Source organism: Candidatus Atelocyanobacterium thalassa isolate ALOHA, from assembly GCF_000025125.1.
In the GTDB taxonomy this organism is placed as follows: domain Bacteria; phylum Cyanobacteriota; class Cyanobacteriia; order Cyanobacteriales; family Microcystaceae; genus Atelocyanobacterium; species Atelocyanobacterium thalassae.
This window is the reverse complement of the sequence record NC_013771.1, coordinates 260,461-277,853: the sequence shown is the minus strand read 5'-3', so window position 1 is coordinate 277,853 and position 17,393 is coordinate 260,461. Positions and strand designations below refer to the sequence as shown.

General features: G+C 32.2%; 18 protein-coding genes, 1 tRNA gene and 1 other annotated feature. Of the genes, 12 read left to right on the top strand and 7 right to left on the bottom strand.

Annotated features, from left to right (window positions below):
* Nucleotides 1–11: 11 nt before the first annotated feature.
* Entirely contained in the window at nt 12–1,007 is a 996-nt protein-coding gene (locus tag UCYN_RS01195; protein WP_012953666.1) for a glycosyltransferase, read from the bottom strand.
* Between the two features lie 283 nt (nt 1,008–1,290).
* Here UCYN_RS01195 and UCYN_RS01190 point away from each other — a divergent pair, with 283 nt between their 5' ends.
* Nucleotides 1,291–1,677: a hypothetical protein gene (locus UCYN_RS01190; RefSeq protein ID WP_012953665.1), complete on the top strand. Its 387-nt coding sequence runs from the start codon at nt 1,291–1,293 to the stop codon at nt 1,675–1,677.
* A gap of 272 nt (nt 1,678–1,949) precedes the next feature.
* A complete protein-coding gene (gene psaC, locus UCYN_RS01185; protein WP_041487715.1) occupies nt 1,950–2,195 on the top strand; it encodes a photosystem I iron-sulfur center protein PsaC in 246 nt (81 codons plus the stop codon).
* 148 nt (nt 2,196–2,343) lie between these two features.
* Here the strand turns inward: psaC and UCYN_RS01180 are convergent, their stop codons facing one another.
* On the bottom strand, nt 2,344–2,760 hold the full coding sequence (locus tag UCYN_RS01180) for a phosphomannose isomerase type II C-terminal cupin domain (RefSeq protein WP_012953663.1): 417 nt from the start codon (nt 2,758–2,760) through the stop codon (nt 2,344–2,346).
* A gap of 587 nt (nt 2,761–3,347) precedes the next feature.
* Between UCYN_RS01180 and UCYN_RS01175 the strand changes: the two genes are divergently transcribed.
* The 8 genes from UCYN_RS01175 (at nt 3,348) to rplL (ending at nt 7,769) form a co-directional block, all read left to right on the top strand.
* Nucleotides 3,348–3,584: a DNA-directed RNA polymerase subunit omega gene (locus UCYN_RS01175; RefSeq protein ID WP_012953662.1), complete on the top strand. Its 237-nt coding sequence runs from the start codon at nt 3,348–3,350 to the stop codon at nt 3,582–3,584.
* Between the two features lie 666 nt (nt 3,585–4,250).
* Nucleotides 4,251–4,324 (top strand) — tRNA-Pro (locus UCYN_RS01170).
* A gap of 185 nt (nt 4,325–4,509) precedes the next feature.
* Nucleotides 4,510–4,737 carry a preprotein translocase subunit SecE gene (gene secE / locus UCYN_RS01165; RefSeq protein ID WP_012953661.1) on the top strand — a complete coding sequence of 76 codons (228 nt, stop codon included), beginning with the start codon at nt 4,510–4,512 and terminating at the stop codon, nt 4,735–4,737.
* Nucleotides 4,737–5,357, top strand: a complete 621-nt coding sequence (nusG, locus tag UCYN_RS01160; protein WP_012953660.1) for a transcription termination/antitermination protein NusG — start codon at nt 4,737–4,739, stop codon at nt 5,355–5,357. The genes secE and nusG overlap by 1 nt, the downstream gene beginning before the upstream one ends.
* A 2-nt stretch (nt 5,358–5,359) precedes the next feature.
* Nucleotides 5,360–5,785: a 50S ribosomal protein L11 gene (gene rplK, locus UCYN_RS01155; protein WP_012953659.1), complete on the top strand. Its 426-nt coding sequence runs from the start codon at nt 5,360–5,362 to the stop codon at nt 5,783–5,785.
* 58 nt (nt 5,786–5,843) lie between these two features.
* Nucleotides 5,844–6,560 carry a 50S ribosomal protein L1 gene (gene rplA / locus UCYN_RS01150; RefSeq protein WP_012953658.1) on the top strand — a complete coding sequence of 239 codons (717 nt, stop codon included), beginning with the start codon at nt 5,844–5,846 and terminating at the stop codon, nt 6,558–6,560.
* 16 nt (nt 6,561–6,576) lie between these two features.
* Nucleotides 6,577–6,679, top strand: a sequence feature (ribosomal protein L10 leader region).
* Between the two features lie 71 nt (nt 6,680–6,750).
* A complete protein-coding gene (gene rplJ / locus UCYN_RS01145) occupies nt 6,751–7,311 on the top strand; it encodes a 50S ribosomal protein L10 (protein WP_041487813.1) in 561 nt (186 codons plus the stop codon).
* Nucleotides 7,312–7,373: 62 nt separating this feature from the next.
* Nucleotides 7,374–7,769 carry a 50S ribosomal protein L7/L12 gene (gene rplL, locus UCYN_RS01140; RefSeq protein WP_012953656.1) on the top strand — a complete coding sequence of 132 codons (396 nt, stop codon included), beginning with the start codon at nt 7,374–7,376 and terminating at the stop codon, nt 7,767–7,769.
* 92 nt (nt 7,770–7,861) lie between these two features.
* On the opposite strand, the gene UCYN_RS01135 is transcribed toward rplL, so the two are convergent.
* The 3 genes from UCYN_RS01135 to UCYN_RS01125 all read right to left on the bottom strand — a co-directional run bounded on the left by UCYN_RS01135 (nt 7,862) and on the right by UCYN_RS01125 (nt 11,317).
* Nucleotides 7,862–9,145 carry a cytochrome c biogenesis protein gene (locus UCYN_RS01135; RefSeq protein WP_407078871.1) on the bottom strand — a complete coding sequence of 428 codons (1,284 nt, stop codon included), beginning with the start codon at nt 9,143–9,145 and terminating at the stop codon, nt 7,862–7,864.
* A gap of 123 nt (nt 9,146–9,268) precedes the next feature.
* Nucleotides 9,269–10,009 (bottom strand): cytochrome c biogenesis protein CcdA, encoded by a 741-nt coding sequence (locus UCYN_RS01130; protein ID WP_041487812.1) that lies wholly within the window; start codon nt 10,007–10,009, stop codon nt 9,269–9,271.
* 51 nt (nt 10,010–10,060) lie between these two features.
* Nucleotides 10,061–11,317 carry a bifunctional folylpolyglutamate synthase/dihydrofolate synthase gene (locus UCYN_RS01125; RefSeq protein WP_012953653.1) on the bottom strand — a complete coding sequence of 419 codons (1,257 nt, stop codon included), beginning with the start codon at nt 11,315–11,317 and terminating at the stop codon, nt 10,061–10,063.
* A 308-nt stretch (nt 11,318–11,625) separates the two neighbouring features.
* On the opposite strand from UCYN_RS01125, the gene UCYN_RS01120 reads away from it, so the two are divergent.
* Both UCYN_RS01120 and cysK read left to right on the top strand, forming a co-directional pair.
* Complete coding sequence (locus UCYN_RS01120; RefSeq protein WP_012953652.1) at nt 11,626–13,617, top strand: iron uptake porin; 1,992 nt, start codon at nt 11,626–11,628, stop codon at nt 13,615–13,617.
* 171 nt (nt 13,618–13,788) lie between these two features.
* Entirely contained in the window at nt 13,789–14,736 is a 948-nt protein-coding gene (cysK, locus tag UCYN_RS01115) for a cysteine synthase A (RefSeq protein WP_012953651.1), read from the top strand.
* A gap of 168 nt (nt 14,737–14,904) precedes the next feature.
* On the opposite strand, the gene UCYN_RS01110 is transcribed toward cysK, so the two are convergent.
* Both UCYN_RS01110 and UCYN_RS01105 read right to left on the bottom strand, forming a co-directional pair.
* Nucleotides 14,905–16,047: a DegT/DnrJ/EryC1/StrS family aminotransferase gene (locus UCYN_RS01110; RefSeq protein WP_012953650.1), complete on the bottom strand. Its 1,143-nt coding sequence runs from the start codon at nt 16,045–16,047 to the stop codon at nt 14,905–14,907.
* Nucleotides 16,048–16,235: 188 nt separating this feature from the next.
* A complete protein-coding gene (locus UCYN_RS01105) occupies nt 16,236–17,387 on the bottom strand; it encodes an S-layer homology domain-containing protein (protein WP_012953649.1) in 1,152 nt (383 codons plus the stop codon).
* Nucleotides 17,388–17,393: the final 6 nt, after the last annotated feature.

Below are 17,393 nucleotides of genomic sequence, written 5' to 3'. Positions count from 1 at the left end.
TATTTGATCCGTTAAACCTTGTAACTCTTTAATTTACTCCAAACTTTTTTTGTCAAGGTTTTAATTTTTGTCGTTTTTTGTAAGTTTTTAATATCACTTGCAAAATTAGATTTATGGTCAAAAAATAAATTAATTTGATTCAGAATAACTTCCAAACGTTCAATAATTTTTTTACTTCGATAATTTATTAGCATTTGGGATGGATCACTTACTATATTTGGGTTCGGATTGTCGATGGCTTTAAGAATGCGTAATACATCATAATCTGTGGAATAGACAGCAATTTTTTGGCAATTAAATTCTGGATCTAAATAGTCAGAAAGACCCCCATTTAAACTTGAAAAAACTTGGCAACCACAAGCCATGGCTTCCATGGGTTGTAAGCCAAATCCTTCACTTACATTTTGTTGTCCCCAGTACTCTGCTGAATCATAAAGATAAACTTTTGAATGATTAAAAAGTTTTGTAATATCTTCAACAAAATTTGTTATTAAAACTACTTTGCATCTACTTTCTAGTCGAGGAACTAATTGTTCTAACAAATATCTAGATGATTTTCTTTTTTGTACTAAAACGTCGATATCTCTTGTTAAATTTAAATTACAAAATTCATCTGAGATCTGATTCGGTAAATAATAAATTGGAGAATGAGGTGCTTTCTGTCCCCAATATCCCATTGTGTTGTGGCTCACTGTTATTATAGGAATATATGAAGGAATATTGAATCCATAACCGCTACTATGAGCATGATATACTATGTTATGTCCCTTCAGTCTCTTAATCAATTTAGGAATATCGAATCCCCAACTAATTATAAAAATAATATCTCTAGTGTCTTGTTTTAAAATATCATCTAGAAACAATGTATCTATTTCTCTTTGCCTGTAAGTTACCAACTCTGAATTGCAAATTTCTTTTGCTAAATTTAAAATTTTTAATTCTGCAACGAGTCCACCACAAAAAAAAGTCTTATCTGTCCCCGGTACCAAGAAATATAGCTTTTTCATTTTGTATTAATTCTTTCGAAGTATAGTAATGTTGTCTAATATCTTATTTCTTATAAGTAATTTTTCGATATATAAAATTATAAGATTTTAGTTTATTAAAATTCAATATTTTCAATTAAAGTAAAGATTAAGTACTTAGTTCTTATTGGTAAATATGTAGTTATCATACTTAAGCATATGATAAAACTAAAACTATATTAATGATATTCAACTTTGATTATCTTTAGTATCTGCAATATATGTAATAATAGGCGAAAGTATAGGTAAATATAAATACTTGACAATGAATAGTTACTCTTCAAGGCTATTATGGCTGAAAAATTTCAGCCCTGGCTGTTTTGTAAACTTACTTTTACTAACTTTCTTGCTGGGTTTAGCAGGTTTAAGTTGGATAATTAATGGATTATTAATGATATTAGGAATTATTATTATAACTCCTGTAATTGCCTTATTAATATTCAAATGGTGGTTGAAAAATAATTTAGTTTATGGTCACTGTCCTGTATGTAATAGTGAATTAACAAGTTTTAGAAATACAGAGTCTTATTGCCTTAATTGTGGAGAAGCTTTACAAATTAAAAATGGTGAATTTCATTGTATTACGTCAGTTGACACTGTTGATGTTGAAATAGTTGATTCTTATGATAATCAAATAGAAAGCTCAAGCTAAATCTAATAAGTGATTTTCTATTCGCAAAAATTGTAATATCTGAAAACAATACTGAACTTATATTTATACCCTAATATCTACCACATATAAATATATTTAATATTAACTAGGTTATAAATATATATATATATCTTATTTTCTTTTCTCAACTATTAAATAATCTAAAGTTCTATCAAGATTTGCATCAGTAAATTCAATCACTGCGGTAAACTAACTTTTAAAGCCCTATTGTTTTTTTAAGAACAGAGCACTTGGTTAAGGAGCCAAAATTAATGTCACATAAAGTTAAAATCTACGATACCTGCGTCGGATGTACTCAGTGTGTCCGCGCCTGTCCTCTAGATGTACTAGAGATGGTTCCATGGAATGGTTGTAAAGCAGGTGAAATTGCTGCTTCTCCCCGTACAGAAGATTGTGTAGGTTGTAAGCGCTGTGAAACAGCTTGCCCTACTGATTTCTTGAGTATTCGTGTTTACCTTGGAGCAGAGACCAGTCGGAGTATGGGTTTAGCTTACTAAAAAATCGTAATCTAGTACATTATTGTCAAAACGATTTTAACTTATTGTTATAATCGATAACACTGAGGGATCTAAAGATCCCTTTTTTTATGGGATATGTTGATAGTTTAAATATTTTTTATACTGCAAAAATATCACATTTTATTTACTATTTATGACGTGAGTAATCGTCCTGAAAACGAACAATATCATCTTCTCCCAAATATTCGCCATTTTGGACTTCAATTAAAATTAGTTTTATTACCCCTGGATTTTCTAATCGATGCGAGGTGCATTGGGGTACATAAGTAGACTCATTTGCACCTAAAATTTTTTCTTTATCTCCACAGGTTACCTTAGCTGTTCCAGAAACTACTATCCAATGCTCGCTACGATGATAATGCATTTGTAGACTAAGTCTGTGCCCTGGATTAACTTCTATTCTTTTGATTTTATAACCTGGCCCTTCTTCTAAAGTTGTAAATGATCCCCAAGGGCGTTTTTCTGTTAACAAATTCTCTGTATTAGTTGAAGAAAAAGGAATTACAACAGTATCATCTATCTTATTTTTTTTCATTTGAACCATAATATTATTTCCCAAGTAATATAAGAATTAGATTTCATAAAGCATTTAACTATGGTCACAAGATAGCATAAATCATTTAAGATCGCTTCAGTATATATGAAAAAATTTAGAGTACTCATCTAAATGATATTTTAATTAACAACTACAATCGAGCCATTTAGCTTTAATTTCAAGCTCTAGATAGTTAAATAAACCTATTCTATCTAGGGTGATATGTACGTAAATATAGTATGTATTCTATTTAGTTGATTTCTAGGTATCAATATAGTTCTTAAATTTTATTTTTTTTAATATCCATATATTTTTACTCGCTATCAAGGGCTGGCTTTAGCTTACATAAATAAGAAAAATATTTGTTGATATTGCAATTTTGAAAATTTAAATATTGATTTTGATTGATTTTACAGAATAATTTGAGTTGCATTATGCAGGTCATTTATATGATAAATATCATTTTTTATTCTGTAAATTAATATTTTTATTTGTTGCAGTACATAGTAGATAATATAGACAATAGCATAATTAAAAGTTTGTCAATCACGAGAAGGAATGTTACATTATAGGTCGATCTCAGGTTTAGATTAAGTATGCTAAAAAAATATTCTTTTGATTCTTCCCAAATCATGTACTGTTCACAAGAGCTACTTGATGCGGCACCTAATCGTTATCGTATAACAGTACAAGTTGCTACTAGAGCAAAGCGTCGTCGTTATGAAGAATTTGATAATATTGATAATGCCCATATGAAACCAGCAGTTCGGGCTATTATCGAAATGTCAGACGAGCTAAATCAGCCAGAAATCATCAGTGATGTAAGAGATTAATAGTATTAAAGAATAAAGTTAATAATTATTTATTATATTTTAAAATAATCGTTAACTTTATTTTTTAAATATTTGTCAGCTATCTATTTACGTATTAGAGTACTTAAGTTTTGACTTTTAGATAGTTGAAAACTCATACATAATATCCTGTTAGCATTGTTTCCTAAGTAAAAAATATTTTTTACAACAGAACAGGTTTAATTTATAAGTTTATACTTTTTTGGTCTTTATCTAGATGAAAAGTTTTATTTAAATATTCAAGACTATTTCTGATAAATATTCAACAAAGTTGTGAGTAATCTATATGGTTAAACTCTGAAAAATCATTAATCTAAAATACTTAAAAATAAATATTTAGCAATAAGGTTGATTGTTGAAAGTTTGAAAGTTTTTAGTTTTCCTATTCTTCTCCAGTCTAAATTTATATGACCACAAGTGATAGAAATTAGTTAGTAAATGAAAAATTATTTACTAATCGTAAATTGATTTTTTATAATTAGAAATACGAAGATCATCGTTTTTCATTTATGGTCTATATTAAAAAGTTGCTAGCAAAATTAATTACTCAAGCATCTCAAAAAACTACATATAAGTAATTAAAAACTGAAAAACACTTTGGCTTGCTTTTATTACAATAATAAGTGTACAATACATCTTTGTGAATATCGGGGCGTAGCGCAGCTTGGTAGCGCACTACTTTGGGGTAGTAGGGGTCGTGGGTTCAAATCCCGCCGCTCCGATCCTGTATTGGTATGCGGTTCTTTTAAGACAAGATTATTTATCAATTAATTAATAAATAATTAGAAACAGTATCTCGGTCTATATCTAATATACCAAGTGTAATGGGGGTAATTTCCCTAGTTTCCAAGTCTAAGAAACCAATACAGTAATAAAAACCGTCGTTTTATGTTGGGAAAAGATCATTGTGACAAGAAAAGAAGAATCTGAAAGAGATTTAAAACAAGCTAGAGGCGATACCAAAGTAAAAAACTTCGTGATTGACACGAGGGAAGAGTTGGCTAAGATTGTTTGGCCCTCAAGACAGCAGTTATTGAGTGAATCTGCTGCTGTTATTTTAATGGTAAGTCTTGTAGCAACCGTGATTTATCTCGTAGATAATTTCTTTACTTGGGGATCAGGGAAGGTATTTTAATGGATCATACTTATAATCTTTCATCAGATTTAGAAGAATTTTCAGATGTACAGAAACCTGTTGTTCGCTGGTATGCTGTACAAGTAGCTTCTGGTTGTGAAAAACGAGTAAAAAGTAATTTGGAACAACGAGTTCAGACCTTGGACACAGCTGGAAATATATTACAAATCCAGATCCCAAAAGCGCCAACAATCAAAGTTCGTAAAGATGGTAGTCGTCAACAGGGAGAAGAAAAAGTATTCCCTGGTTACATACTAGTCAAAATGATTATGGATGACGATACTTGGTTGGTCATAAAAAGTACCCCCAATGTAATTAATTTTGTTGGATCTGAACAACGTCGAGCCTCTGGTAGAGGACGTGGGCATGTAAAACCTCTTCCCCTTAGTCCATCAGAAGTAGAACGAATTTTCAGACAAACAGAACGATCAGAACCTATCATTAAAATTGATATGGAGGTTGGTGACAAAATTGTGGTACTTTCGGGTCCATTTAAAGACTTCGAGGGAGAAGTGGTAGAAGTTAGTTCTGAAAGGAATAAACTAAGAGCGTTACTTTCAATTTTTGGAAGAGATACCCCGGTTGAACTAGAATTTAATCAAGTTGAGAAGCAAAATTAGCGATGGCGAAAAAAGTTGTTGCCTTAATTAAACTTGCCCTTCCTGCGGGAAAGGCTAATCCTGCACCTCCTGTCGGCCCAGCATTAGGACAGCGTGGTGTCAATATTATGGCATTTTGTAAAGAATATAATGCTAAGACATCAGATAAAGCAGGAATGATTATTCCTGTTGAAATCTCTGTCTATGAAGATCGTAGTTTTACCTTTGTTCTTAAAACTCCACCAGCATCAGTACTCATTCTTAAAGCTGCTGGAATCGAAAAAGGTTCAAGTCAACCAGATAAGGAAAAAGTAGGTAGTATTACTTATAACCAACTTAAGGATATTGCCCAAACTAAAATGCCTGATCTTAATGCTAATGATATTGATGCAGCAATGAATATTGTTGAAGGAACTGCTCGTAATATGGGCGTTCTCATCAAAGATTAAGTAGAAATCAAGTTAATTTAAGGGGAGAAGAAAACTTCGCTAATACCCAAAATAAAACATGTCTAAAAAACTTTCAAAACGTATTAAAGAAGCGTTAGCTAAGATTGATCAAAAAAAAGCTTATCAACCTATTGAAGCTTTAGAATTGTTAAAAGAAACTGCTACTGCTAAATTTAATGAATCAGCAGAAGCTCATATACGTTTAGGAATTGATCCTAAGTATACTGATCAACAGTTAAGAACAACTGTCTCTTTACCCAATGGTACGGGCCAATCGATCCGAGTAGCTGTTATAGCGAAAGGCGAAAAAGTCCAAGAAGCAAGCAATGCTGGAGCAGATATAGTAGGTTCAGAAGAACTTATTGAGGAAATCCAGAAAGGTATGATGGATTTTGAGGTCTTAATAGCCACTCCTGATATGATGCCTAAAGTTGCAAAACTTGGTCGTGCACTTGGACCTCGTGGTCTAATGCCCTCGCCAAAAGGAGGAACTGTTACCTCTGATTTGGGAAAAGCAATTTCTGAATTTAAATCAGGTAAGTTGGAATTTCGTGCTGATCGTACTGGCATCGTTCATGTTATATTTGGCAAGGCATCCTTTTCACCTAAAGACTTATTAGTTAACCTAAAAGCTTTACAGGATACCGTCGATAAACAAAGACCTTCCGGAGCGAAAGGACGTTACTGGCGTAGTGTATATGTTTCTGCATCTATGGGCCCATCTATTCAAATAGATATCAATGCCTTGCGAGATTTGAAGTTAGAAGATATCTAAAATCTTAAAATTGAAAATTAGACTTTGGTTAATATCAAAGACAGCAGGTGCAAATAGCATAATAATCCTGCCGAGGTAAAACCTGAAGGATCAAGCTTAATAAATTTTTATTATTATGAAGTTTGACCCTCCAGCCCGGCAGAATGCTAGGGCTTATTTTTTCCCAAAAAATAAAGGAGGTGAGAATATAATGGGAAGAACAAAAGAAAACAAAGCAATGGTTATTTCTAACTTGAAGGAATTACTTGATGAAGCAGAATTAAGTTTCGTCATTGATTATCAAGGTTTAACTGTTGCAGAAATAACTGACCTACGGAATCGTTTACGTTCAAGCGGAGCGATCTGTAAGGTAACCAAAAACACTTTCATGGAAAAAGCAGTAATTGGTAGTGAGAAATGGAAACCAATAACTAGTTTTCTGAATGGATCATCGGCTTTTATCTTAGTGAAAGAAGATTTAGGTGGTGCAATTAAAGCCTATCAAGCTTTTAAAAAAGAAACTAAAAAAACTGCTTTTCGTGGTGGTGTAATGCAAGGGCAGACTCTAAACGAAGAACAAGTCAAAGCAATTGCTGACTTGCCTTCTAAAGAAGAGCTTATAGGGCAAGCAGCAGGATTGATCAATTCCATTACTGCTAAAATTGCCATTGGAATCAATCAAGTACCGACTTCTTTAGGTAGAGGTGTTAATGAGATACCAAATTCCTTAGGTCGTGCGTTTGCTGCTGTTGCAGCAAAAAAAGAAAGTTAATAAATTTTAATTATTAACTGGTTTACTTATTCAACTTTTTTACAATATTTAGGAGTTAAACAATGTCTAATATAACTGATGAAATCATCGAAAAACTTAAATCCTTAAGTCTTTTAGAAGCGTCTGAACTTGTTAAGCAGATTGAAGAAGTATTTGATGTAAGTGCTTCTGCACCTGTAGGAGGAATGATGATGGGAGCTCCAGTAGCAGCTGCAGCAGGTGCTGGAGAAGCTGCAGAAGAAAAAACAGAATTTGATGTTATTCTTGAAGAATTCCCTAGCGACAAAAAAATAGCTATTCTTAAAGTTGTCCGTACCATAACTGGATTAGGACTTAAAGAAGCAAAAGATCTTGTTGAATCAACTCCTAAGTCCCTTAAAGAAGGAACTACAAAAGATGACGCCGAAAGTATCAAGAAACAGCTTGAAGATGCTGGAGCTAAGGTAACTATTAAATAGAATAGATAGATAATTACTTTAAAAGTTATCTACTGCAAACTCTCTGCTATAAAAGCAGAGAGTCTTTTTTGTATTAGGGTTAATAAATTAAGCTATTCAGAACATTCTAGAGAGTCAATTATACCTATAATTTCCTTTTCGAAGGTTATTTGGGATCTATTTGTCTTCCCGCCTATTAAGCATGTGTGATTAGTTTGTAGTATCCAAATTTGAGAATGAGATATATAGCTCATAATCACACCAAGCATTAATAAGCCGAAACCAGTGTAAACGAGGGGAATTCCTGGATCTGCTTTAATTTGAAACCCAGTACTTCCTATTAGCTTATGAACTTTTAGTTCCACGCCATTAATTACTAATGGCATCCCAATTCTAACTGCGCTGTCAAGACTGCCATTCTCATCATAAATAATCATGGTTCCCTGTAAGTCTTTAGCAATTAATGAAATCCCTTTGCTTAAATCATTTTTCAAAGGTATCCATGTACCCCATATTTTAGACTGGTTATTATTTTCTAAAGACGCCATAGGAAGTTGAAAAATATTACCATTATCAATTTGAATTTGAGCTGATGAAATTCCCCAGTCTGTTTGGTATATAGTAACCCCATCGTAACGCAATGGTTTATTTACATAAATAGTTTCTTTTTTCAACTCTTCATCATCATCGTTTATGATAGATAGATCAGAATAAAATTGATCAACTGATCCTTTAGAATTATAGTCAATCCAAAATCGATTAACTCGGACTTTCCAATTTCTAGAACTCTGTAAGGTGGACAAAGGACCTAGATTAAGATGACTATTGATTTTAAATTCAGATCCGCTAGCAACCATTTTTTGTTCTAAAAATCCTGTTAAAGAACCAAGAACTGCCCCGCACAATGTAATCAATATTCCAATATGTACGACAATAGGTCCAATTTTTCCAAGAATTCCTTTACGAGCATAGATGGTATTGTTCTCTTGAAAAATTTTATATTTTTTTTCTTTTAAAATATTGATAATGGGGATTATTTTTTTAGCTTTTAATTCTGAACTCAATAATAATTTCTGAAATTGATGTGGTTTTTTATAAAAAATCCATTTATTTGTAGCTTTTAGTGCAGACCATTGGCGAGTAAAAGTGCATAAGATTAAACTTAAGCTAAATAGTGCCAACAACAATAAAAACCACCAAGTACTGTAAACATGATTTAAACCTAATAGTAAGATTAGATTCCATGTTAAAAAACCGAAAAGAGCAGGTGAATCAGGATAAGCTTTTTGATAGAATTCAAGGCTTTTCTCTTGCTCTATTAAAGTTCCACTAATGCTAACTAAAGCTATTAATAGTAATAAACTAACTGTTAAACGTATATCTATGATCACTCTCATCGTTTGCCATAATTTTAATTTCAAGAAGGAAACTTTATTTAGCTTTACGGCAAAGTTAGATGTAATCATAAGTTAAATTACTTTAATTAAAGATAAAGTTAAAAATCAAGACATTTAATATCTCTAGAAATAGCTTAATGATATATGTGACAGTAAAGAGAATGTTCCAAATCCTATTAATAAAACGGCACTCATAGGATTAATAATTGCTGACCAGCGACGAAAATTTAGTATCTGTTTAAGAGTTGCAGTAAAAGTCCCTACTAAAATTAATGGTGATACGTAGCCAATCGTATATGCTAATAATACACTTGCTCCTAAAGCTAGATTTTGAGTATTAGTAACCCAAGTCAATAAAGTTGCTAAAACAGGTGTACTACAGGGAGAAGCGACCAAACCAAAAGTCATACCAAAAAGATAAGCACGAATTCTTAAATTCAGCTTATTAATAACCCAGTTCTCTACTCTCACAGAAGGGAATTGAAATGAAACTAAACCTAATAGATTTAAACCCATCAATATCGAAATTATACTTACAAAGATTGGTGATTGTATCCCAACTTGTCCGTAAATTTTACCTAACAGTGCCGCAGTTATACCTAATAATACTAATGTTGTTGCTAAACCTAAAGAAAATAAGAAAGATTGAATAAATCCTTCAACCTTTTTTTGAGACTCGTGGCAACCAATATAAGCAATAGTGATTGGTAACATAGAAACAACACATGGATTTAAACTAGTTAAAAGTCCTGCAAAGACGATAATTGCAAAACCTACAATATTAATATGTTCCAATTGAGCAGAAACTACTTTATTGGCAAACTGTTCAAAAAAATAAAGCTTAGTTTCTAAAGAATTGAGTATGTCAACATAAAACATATTAGTTATTATTAAATCTTAGTATGATTTAGGTTTTTATAATTTAGGCTTAGAAGACTCTATAGTTCTAAGAAGATAACCAACTAGATACAGAGAACCACATAAAACAACCAGATTTTTATTAGATTGTCTATTAGTAATCTTTTTCAGAGCAGAGTTCAATGTTTTTTCAACTCTAATTTCCTCCAATTCAACAGAACAACTAATTATGGATCTTAACAAGTTTTTGGGCTTTATATTGTTATGGTCAGATATAGGTACTAAATATATAGTGTCATTATTTTTTAATAATTCTTTAAAAATCTTATCATGTTCTTTAGTGTTTATAATTCCTATTATCCAAGTAATAGGTTTATTTAAACTATCAGTATGGTGACGTAGCATTTTCGCAGCATCTGGATTATGCGCACCATCTACTAATAAATTCATGCCTTCCCAAGTTAGCCATTCTAATCTTCCTCTCCATAACGTTTTTTTAATCCCATCCTGAATGCAGCTAATAGGAATATTCCAACCTCTTTGTTTTAAGATTTTAATTACTTCTATTGATATAGCTGAATTACTTAACTGAACTTCTCCTTGTAAAGCTAGAGAATATTCAATATTGTCATAAATGGCTGAATTATTTTTGGTAAAAATTGCTGGTTGGACCCAAACACTAGGGCATTCTAAAGCTTTAATTCTAGATATAAATATGGCTTTGGCTTCATTAGGGACTTCGCCGATAACTACTGGACAATTAAATTTGAAAATTCCAGATTTTTCGCGAGCAATATCTGTTAGAGTTGGACCTAAATTTTGACAGTGCTCTAGGCTAATAGATGTGATAACTGTTACTAAAGGAGATTTGCAAATATTTGTAGCATCTAAACGTCCTCCTAAACCAACCTCCATAACAATAATATCTACCTTCTCTTGCTCAAAATAAGCTAAAGCTGCGGCTGTTATTACTTCAAATTGAGTAGGAGCATCCTGATCATTGAAGATTAAATTTTGAATATTAATAAGTATCTCTTTTAAATGTAATTCTGATATTGGTTGATTGTTTAAACAAATTCTTTCTGTCCAGTTTATTAAATGAGGAGATGTATAAAGTCCTACCTTATAACCAGCCTCAATCAATATTGATGACAAATAAGCACAAACTGAACCTTTTCCATTACTTCCTCCAACATGAATAATAGGAATGTTTTGACAAGGATTTTCTAACTTAGTTAGTAAATTATTAATGCGTTCAAGGCCTAAATGAATTCCAAAGCGTTGAAAAGGTAACAAAAGAGAGTCAATACTCATATTTATATGTAAATAATTAAAATTAATAGGGCATAAAAAGTATTTAATTCATAAATATATTCTTAATGAATATAAGTTATGAGTGAATTAACTTGATAAAAGTAAATTTCTTTTATTTAAAATAATACAAAATTAAACTGCCAAACCCTTGTATGGAAACATTTGTACATTAATAAATAAATAATTTAAGAAAATATATATAAAAGTTAAGCTTATTTCTCACTATTTTTCAAAAAATTGTGTATTATAGAAATGTGAGTGAGGCTATTATTCTATAGTCAATTTAAAGGTGTGAGGAAAAGCTGAAAATGCTAAAATTATTATGGAAAACCCTGCTGGTAAGCCCAGCTTTAATGGGTGCAGTATTATCAATTTCTGTTCCTGCTAATGCAGCAGAAGGACTGTCTGACATTGAAATCGCAAAAGGTCAAGACAGCCTACTAGAAAAATTAGAAAATTACAGTCAAGAAGGTCAACTTAATACTAATGACCAAGTTACCAGCGTTAGTGAACTACGTGATGTAGCTCCTACCGAATGGGCTTATGAAGCGCTAAGAAGCCTTGTAGAGCGCTACGGATGTATTGTAGGTTATCCTGATCGTACTTTTAGAGGTAATCGCGCAACATCACGTTGGGAATTCGCAGCTGGATTAAACGCTTGTCTAAATACCATGGAACGTTTGATTCAAGAGAATGTTGCTGTATTAAGAGAAGATATTGAAAAGCTTAAACGCTTAATGCAAGAATTTGAAGCTGAATTAGCTGCATTAGGTGCTCGAGTTGATAACTTAGAAGGACGTGTATCTTTCTTAGAAGATCATCAATTCTCTACCACTACTAAGTTAGTTGGTGAAGTTATCATGGCAGCAACAGCAGCTGGTGGTAGTCGCTCTTCTGAAGATAACCAAGCTGTTTTACAAGATCGTATTAGATTAAGCTTCAACACTAGTTTTAGTGGAGAAGATTTATTAGTTACTCGCTTATCTGCTAGTACAGGTACCGGTTCTGAACGTTTTACTCTAACTGAGCCTAACTTAAGAGTTATCAACCCTGCTACTGGTCAACCAATTGGTATTGCATTTAAAGAAAATACACTAATTAATCCTACAGCAACTCAAACCTTCAACATTGGTCCTCGACGCAATGAAGAAGACAATGATGTAACTGTTGATTGGGTTGGTTATTACGCACCTATAGAACCCTTAGATAACTGGAAATTAGATACCTATGTCACCGCTTGGGGTGGAAGATGGCATCATTTCGTTCCTACATTAAACCCATTCTTCGAAGATTTTGATGGTGGTAAGGGATCTTTAAGTACATTTGCTCAGCGTAACCCAATTTATAGAATTGGTGGTGGTGCTGGTGCAGGTATGAGTTTCCAAGTTGGCTTCCTAGAAAGCCTAATTGGACCTACCTCCGTTAGTTTTGGTTACCTTGCTGGAACATCTAATGATCCTTGTGTCAATGGCGGAGGACAAAACGTAGATCGTAGTATCCGTGGATGTCAAAATAGCAACGCTACTAATCCTGCTACTGGTAATCCTTATACAGAAAGTGACGGTGGTAACGGTTTATTCAATGGTAACTATGGTGGATTAGCACAGCTAAATGCAAACTTATTTGATTTAGTAAATATTGCTTTCACATATGTTCATGCTTACCATAAACCTGATAGTCCTATCTTCGGATCCGGAATTCCTTTTGGTCCTGGTGAAGTAGGAACTTCTTTCGCTAACTTCTCTCGTTCTGAGTTGAATAATGCTTTTGCTGAAGGTAGTGTAGGTTCTCCTGGTACCCCAACCAAAGTTTTCAACGGCAATGGTAATAATGCTAATGATCCTTTACAAGTTAACCCATTTGACATTGGTGGTAAAGTCACTAACAGTTATGGTGGTGAAATGACATGGCGTATTGCTGAATGGATGAACTTTAGTGCATTTGGTTCTTTCACTAATGTTCGTTTCCTTGGCCGTGGAAAAAGTGCTGAAGTTTGGACTGGTGGAGGCGGATTCGCATTCCCAGATCTATTTAAAGAAGGTAACTTACTAGGTATATTCGCTGGGGTTCAGCCTTACCAAGGTGGACGTCAACGTCCTTATTTAGGACGTACAAGTGGTTTCTTTGAGTTACCTAGCCGTAACCCTGTAACCGCTGAAGTATTCTACAGATATCAACTTACTGACAATATTTCCATTACTCCAGGCGTTATTTGGATTGCAAATCCTGATCAATTTGTTAACATTCAAGGCGCAGATGATGAAGTAGTTGGTACTCTTCGTGGAACATTCTCCTTCTAGATATTAAATGATTTAATTCATACTTAATTCTAGATACTAAAAGGCCCTATCTTTAAGATAGGGCTTTTTAGTATCTAGAATTAAGTAAAGAAAAAATAAAGAATATTTAAAAATGTCTTGTAAAGTCTTAAAACAGTAGAATACAAATTTTTCTAATAGAAATAAAAACTTATGAAAATAGCGCAAAATATTACAGAGCTTATTGGGAAGACTCCACTTGTACAACTAAATCATATTCCTCAAGCAGAAGGTTGTGTAGCAAGAATTCTAGTAAAGCTGGAAAGTATGAATCCGGCATCTTCAGTAAAAGATCGTATTGGAATTAATATGATTACAATGGCTGAAAAAGAAGATTTAATTACTCCTGGTAAGACTATTTTAGTAGAGCCTACATCAGGAAACACAGGCATTGCTTTAGCTATGGTAGCAGCCGCTAAAGGTTATGACTTAATATTAACAATGCCAGATACTATGAGTAAAGAACGCCGCTCAATGCTAAAAGCTTATGGAGCACAGTTAGAACTAACACCAGGTGGCGAAGGAATGGGTGGTTGTATTCGCAAAGCTCAAGAAATAGTAGATAGTTTACCTAATGCTTACATGCTACAACAATTTAATAATCCCGCTAATCCTCAAATACATAGCTTAACAACAGGAGAAGAAATTTGGGAAGATACTGATGGTAATGTAGATATTCTCATTGCTGGTGTTGGTACTGGAGGTACAATTACTGGAATTGCAAATATTCTTAAACAAAGAAAAGCAAACTTTCAAGCAATCGCAGTCGAGCCAGCGAATAGTCCAATACTTTCAGGGGGAAGCCCAGGAGGACATAAAATTCAGGGTATTGGAGCAGGTTTTGTTCCTAAAGTTTTAGATGTGGAATTAATCGATGAAATTGTTACAGTTGAAGATATGGAAGCAATTGAGTATGCAAGAAGGCTTGCCAAAGAAGAAGGATTATTATCAGGTATATCTACAGGGGCAGCTTTATGTGCTGCAATAAAAATTGGGAAAAGACCAGAAAATAAAAATAAATTAATTGTTATGATACAACCAAGTTTTGGCGAACGTTATTTAAGTACTATTTTGTTCCAAGATTTAGAAGTATCTAAATAAAAAATAAGCTTGAAGAATCAGAAAAACAAATCATATTTTTCAGTGAAAATGAATTTTTTACTGAAAAATATAATTAATAAAAAATACAAAGAGACTTAATTTATAATTAATATGAAAAAATAATCGTCAAGTCCATATAAATATAAAATATCTAACACGATAAAGTATTTAACTAGCTGTTAAATACTTTACTAGCATCTTTCCTGTAATATCAGCTTCTTCATCTGTCATTCCAGATGTTAATGGAGGACAAATATGGCGAGGACACCAATATTCAGCAATAGGAAGATTTTCTTGTCCTCCGTTAATGTTTTTAAAGACGGGTTGTAAATGACAAGGAATCTGATAGACTTCTCCTCCTAAAAGAACTTTTTCATTAAATAAAGATTTTTTAATTTCTTCTACATTTTTATCTTTAGGTAATAAAACTATTAACTTATATTGACTTGCACTATCCATATGCTCCGTAGAGACAAAATTAATATTTGCTTCTTGTAAATGTTTAGTAATGATGTCATAACATCTTTGTCGTTTAGCAATCATTTTTGATAATTTAGTTAATTGGATGAGCCCTAAAACCGCATGAACTTCTGTCATACGACTGCTATTCCCAAAGTCTGTATGTAATCCACCAAAATCCATTCCTCTTTTTCCTTGATTTCTTAATGAACGAGCAATATAGTCTTCTTCATCATCATTTAGAGTAATCATTCCTCCTTCAAAAGTCGTCATGATTTTAGTAGGGAAAAAAGAAAAAGATGCACCATCTCCTAAATTACCAGCTTGAATTCCATTTATTTGACTTCCATGAGCATGAGCAGTATCTTCTAAGACAAATAGACCATTTTTATGACAATATTCTATTACTGCAGGAAATTCAGGCGAAATTACTCCCCCGATATGAACCCATAATACTCCAGAAATAGGAGGAATAGAATTTTCTTTAACTGCATCTATCACCATCTGCAAAGAAGGTGCAAATGTCTTCTCATCCATATCAAGATATTTTACTTTTCCTCCGGCTCTCAATATGGCAGCTACAGTAGCAAAATTCGTGTTTGTTGGTACTAATACAGTTGTATTTTCTATTTTTTTAAGTCTTAGAATAATCTCTAAGCCAGATGAACCAGTATTAACTGCAATTGCATGCTTTGTTCCTACATATTCAGCAAAGGCTTTTTCAAATGCTAAAGTATTTTCTCCAAGAATTAACTTTCCTGAACTAAGAATTTTTCCACATTCATTCTTAAATAGATCTATTTCTTCTTCTGTTAAATCAAAATAGAAGGGCTTGATTGGTTCATTAATCATATATTTCATAAAATTTATGTTAGTGTGTGCTTCTTAAAAACTAATACGATAAAAACTTAAAAATTGCTAGAACATAAAAAATAATAACTCAGCTTTAATATCTACAAAATATAATATAAAAGTTTTTTCACCATATCCATAAGTTATAACTAATGATTATAGTGATTTTTGAGACTAATTTAGATTTTTTACTTCTGTAAAATATCACGTGCTGAAATTCCTTTTTCTTGATATCCAAAATACCATAAACTAGTAATTGCTTCAGCTAATGTAACTGGTTTTTGTGGCTGAAACAATATGGTATAACCAAAAATGCGACGTATATTAGATTTTTCTTTGTTGTGAAAATCTATATATAAGGCCTGCAAAGCTTTTAGGTTAATTGTTTTTATATCTTGAAACCCCCAATTTTTTTCAATATCTATAGTAGGAATTATTGACAATCCTTTGCCAAAATCTAGAGGGACTTTCCATATTATTAAATTTTCTCTTGTTAAATAAGCATCAGGATAAAACAATAGTGAGTTATTGTCTTTGCTTAAAGAAGATGGAATAATTCCTGCTTCTGCTAATCCCTGTATATAAAGATAATCTGGATCATTACTAGAAACATCAGAAAAAACAGGTTTTAAATTAGATGATGCTAATCGAATTTGTTTCTCCGGAACGTCTTGATAAAATTTATTGTATGTTTTAAAAAGCCATTTCGCATAAGTCCTACGATTTATTTGTGCATTTGTATCAATTAATTGGTTTACCTCCTTGACCTTTAAATCTAGTGTTTCTAAAGCTACTAAATCACCCACATATGAATATAGTACTTTTGGTATATTTTTAAATTTCCCAACCTCATTTTCATAAACTTCTTTTTTCTCTTGTGTAATAACAGTTTTTGTATTTTTATAATTTATGAAATAGTTAGTTTTTTCATCATGAGATAAAAATACTAATTCCACTTCTAAATCATCTTTTTTAGCTATAAAACTTTTATCTTCTTTACTGAAAGACTTGATGATTTTCCAGGAATGCGACTTGAATTGCTGATTATAAAAATCACTTATTACTTTTATAGAATCATTAGACAGGTAAAAGATGCTTCCTTTATCATCTGTTAAAGCTTCAGGAATTTTTGCTATAAAAGAATTAGGATAATGAGGAATAATAGAAGGATAATAAAAAAGATACTTGTGTTTAGAAAGTAAATTAGATTCTATTTGTTCGTTTAATTTATTATTAGTAAATAATCTCGTTTTTAGAAAGCTATTATCACAGGCATTTAAAGTCAAAAATAAGGCACTTATTAATACTTTTTCAAAAAAAACATACTTTTTAAATTTCATTTGAAA